At 50.8% G+C, this 3,509-nt stretch carries 5 protein-coding genes; 1 reads left to right on the top strand and 4 read right to left on the bottom strand.

Annotation, left to right across the window (positions count from 1 at the left end; genetic code table 11):
- Positions 1 to 661 precede the first annotated feature (661 nt).
- The 4 genes from JX325_RS13825 to JX325_RS13810 all read right to left on the bottom strand — a co-directional run bounded on the left by JX325_RS13825 (position 662) and on the right by JX325_RS13810 (position 1,657).
- Positions 662 to 862: a hypothetical protein gene (locus JX325_RS13825; protein ID WP_204791677.1), complete on the bottom strand. Its 201-nt coding sequence runs from the start codon at positions 860 to 862 to the stop codon at positions 662 to 664.
- 41 nt (positions 863 to 903) lie between these two features.
- On the bottom strand, positions 904 to 1,143 hold the full coding sequence (locus JX325_RS13820) for a hypothetical protein (protein ID WP_204791676.1): 240 nt from the start codon (positions 1,141 to 1,143) through the stop codon (positions 904 to 906).
- The gene (locus JX325_RS18760) at positions 1,080 to 1,298 is read right to left on the bottom strand and encodes a helix-turn-helix transcriptional regulator (RefSeq protein WP_204791675.1); all 219 of its coding nucleotides are present in this window, start codon (positions 1,296 to 1,298) and stop codon (positions 1,080 to 1,082) included. The genes JX325_RS13820 and JX325_RS18760 overlap by 64 nt, the downstream gene beginning before the upstream one ends.
- Positions 1,299 to 1,438: 140 nt before the next feature.
- On the bottom strand, positions 1,439 to 1,657 hold the full coding sequence (locus tag JX325_RS13810) for a hypothetical protein (protein ID WP_204791674.1): 219 nt from the start codon (positions 1,655 to 1,657) through the stop codon (positions 1,439 to 1,441).
- Between the two features lie 1,207 nt (positions 1,658 to 2,864).
- On the opposite strand from JX325_RS13810, the gene JX325_RS13805 reads away from it, so the two are divergent.
- Positions 2,865 to 3,509, top strand: a 645-nt coding sequence (locus JX325_RS13805) for a type I restriction endonuclease (RefSeq protein WP_204791673.1), incomplete at its 3' end; no start/stop codon positions are given.

Genomic DNA, 3,509 nt, shown 5'->3' with positions numbered 1-3,509 from the left:
GCGGTTCCCTATGCCCCGCCTAAGGTTTTTGCGCCCTTCGGCCGGGCTGGGACTGGAAAAATGAGGAATTTATCCCCCAATATGGTTCTTTATTGGACGTTTCCACTGCCTTCGTCTGTTTGCCTGGCTTTTACTTGCTTTAATCAGTGCTTCCTTAATCAGTGCTTCCATAATAATCATGTAAACGTTCCTCGGCGCAAGCCCAGGANACGACTGCTCGAAGGCTGCAACCTTCGGGCGGTCTTTTTTTGCGCGTTTCATTCGCTTTCTCCTTCCTCCGGCTCCCACTGGAGCGCCCGGTCTATGGCCTCTCGGAAGCTCCCTCCGCAGGGGACCCACTGGATCTTTCCGTTAGGAAGCACAACCTGTATGCACCAGCCGCCCCGGGCGGGGATAACGCTCATAAGCNGGTTCATACGGCCTCCTGTTCTTTAACCGCCTTGTAGCGCACCTGAATATAGCTCTCGCCAATCCGGTAAATCGCCTTAATGGGCAAGGCATCAAGGGCCGCCTTGGCCTCCTCTAAGGTGTCGTATTCCCGGCCAGGGCACCCCCCCAGGGGGCCCAGTTGTGGACGTGGGACTGAATCACATAGTGTTTCATAACAGCTCCTTTCAAAATCAGGGCTTGCCCATCAGAGCCCGCCGACGGGCTCCCGTCGTTATGCGGACCCGGAAATCCCCTTTTTCAGCGCATGATTCACATAGACCTGAAGGATTCGCTCATCCGCGGCAGCTTTGTCAGCGGCGGTCATATTCCGGCAGCAGGCATCCATGATGTAACAGGTACAGCCCTCGGTTTTTACGATTTTACGGCAGTCCTCCATATTGGGGACAAAGGGGAACGGGCCCAGTTTCGGCATATGTATCACCTCCCTACACTCTACGCCGGNGGGAGCTCGTCCTATGTGCTCCGGCCCGCCGCCAGACGGACCTCGGTAAACGCTTTGGGCAACTCCTCTGCAATCTCCATAAGCCGATGGTCTGGACGCTTCTCCAAAAACCGCTCCATACGGTTAAAGCACCGCATTACCGCCGTCTGCAAGCCGCAGTCCTCCACGGCCGGTAGCAGAGCCGCCGCTACCTGGGAGGTCTGGCAACGGTGGTCACAGGCGAGAACGTGGTTGGAGTAAAGCGCGTCCATACGGACAGCGAGGTCGTCCGGGAGGGGAACGCCTCCCCGCCCTCATAGCGGGCCAAGGCCCGGACGGAACAGCCCAGTAGCTCCGCGGCGTGTTCCTGGGTGTAACCTGCCAGCTCCCGGCAGGTTTTGTAAATATTCCGGCCATCCTCCGGCATGGCGCGGCCTTCGCCAAATCGCCAGGGGTCAGGTCTGCCGCTTCCCGCAGTTTTCGGATGTTCATGGGTTTCCGCCTTTCTGATTCGATTCTTGCTTTTCCTGGATGGGCGTGGTAGAATAAATTGTAATAAAATATGTTTCAATGAAGCGGAGTGAAGATGCCCCTTCCTTCCATTAAGCAAATATTCGGCGCTTCAATCTCTGTTGTAACCGCCCCAATAATGTCTGTAACCGGTGTCAAAGCCCTCTGGCCATTGGAACACTCAAGTTTGTAAGAAAGAACTTCCGTCATCTTACAGTCGGCCACAATGATATCAAGGGCTCCTGGTCTGTCAGTGATAAACACGTTCTTAGCCACTTGTCCCCTTCCTTCCTAATAGATTTATTTTCCGTGGTGTAAGTAAAGCACAATCTGGTTATTGCCAGATATCAATATATTTCTGTTAATAGCTGGATTTCTGTAACTTCCTTCAAATCAAATTTAAGGCATAGTTTGGAATGAACGTCGAGTTTTTTGTGGAAAATGTCAAATATTACTGCCGTGCCAAGGGCGTTTCTCCGTCAAGGGCCTGTATTGAGAGCGGGGCGGGAAAGATGCTTATGGACAATGTGAAGTGTGGCGTGTTCCGTCAGTTGACAGTGTCCAGCTCCTGGCCCAGTACCTAGGCGTCACCATCAGCGAGCTTTTGAGGGAGGCCCCACCGGAGGGACAGGCCCGCGCCGCCCTCACAGAATACCTTGCCCAGGACATCAAGAGCCGCCTCTCTGGCGAACAAAAAGAACCCACCCCCGTTGACGGAGATGGGCAAGGACGGATTATTATCAAGATCGCAGGGCGCGACGGGTCGTTTGTTGAGAGGTGGCTGACGAGGGTTAAAGGCTGTCCGGCTACAATCAGGCTCCTTCCGTCACTGTCATCCTCGCCGGCGTACTGCCGAACGCTGATTCCCAGAGATCGGCACAGTCTGCCCACATTGACCGGCAGAGAACAAATGCCCTCGTCTAAAATGATTTGCCAGGCCATATCCCGGGCGGCCTTGACGACGCTGTACTGGACTTGGCCCGCGAAAGCACGGCTTCCCCATCCAGCAGGTATCCTGTCTGGTTATTCGGTTGTCCGCTGGATTTATTTTCTGTCCGTGAGGTTGTGTTTTCACTTGATTGTGTGAAAGTCAATGCATTTTCACGCAATCAAATGAATTTTGTTGGTTTATCTAAAAATAAGGGCTTTTATGTACGATTCATATAANATCGCAAAATGCATTAAGAATCGCGCGAAGCAGCAAGGAACTTCCCTGGGTGAGATGCTTTCTGAATGTGGCCTAGGAATCAATACTATATCGGAGCCTTCAAAGGGCAAGCAAATTTCTTATGCGAACTTCGCTAAGATCGCTGACTATCTTGACTGCTCCGTGGACTACCTGCTGGGCCGGACTGATAAGCCGGAAATAAATAAGCTGGCCTTCAAAATGAGCCTAACCAGCGAGGCAATGTGACCACGCCCTATGTGTTGGGCCAAAAATAAAAAAGTGTCCAAATTGGACACTTTACAAGGAGTGTAGAGTATGGATTTCATTGATCAGCTGAAACAGTTCTCAAAGCGGGTAGAGTCTTTGACCGGAAGCATCCAAACCGAGGAGGCTACCAAAACGGCTATCATCATGCCCTTTTTCTCTATGCTCGGCTATGATGTGTTTAATCCGCAGGAATTTGTTCCAGAGTTTACTGCGGATGTGGGCATCAAAAAGGGTGAGAAGGTAGACTATGCCATTATCCAGGACGGCACTCCTGTAATTTTGATTGAATGCAAATCCATTACAGAAAATCTGGAACGGCACGATTCGCAGCTATTCCGTTACTTTGGAACTACCCCCGCAAAATTTGCAATTCTCACAAACGGTATATTTTATCGCTTTTATACGGACCTTGAGGACGCCAACAAAATGGACAAGGATCCGTTCTTGACGATTAACATTTTGGATATCCGAGATAATCAGGTCCCGGAATTGAAAAAGTTCTGCAAGTCGGTTTTCGATATTGACTCCATTTTTAGCACCGCTTCAGAATTAAAGTATGCGCATGAGTTTAAAAATATTTTTACTGCTCAGTTAGAGGACCCGTCGGACGATTTCTTAAGATTTTTCCTGCAAGGTTGCTATTCCGGACCAAAAACGCAAAATGTAATGGAAAAATTCCGGCCAACCTTAAAG

It is taken from the genome of Oscillibacter sp. CU971 (assembly GCF_905219725.1).
Taxonomy (GTDB): domain Bacteria; phylum Bacillota; class Clostridia; order Oscillospirales; family Oscillospiraceae; genus Oscillibacter.
The sequence above is the reverse complement of the archived record's forward strand: the minus strand, read 5'-3'. Positions and strand labels throughout refer to the sequence as shown.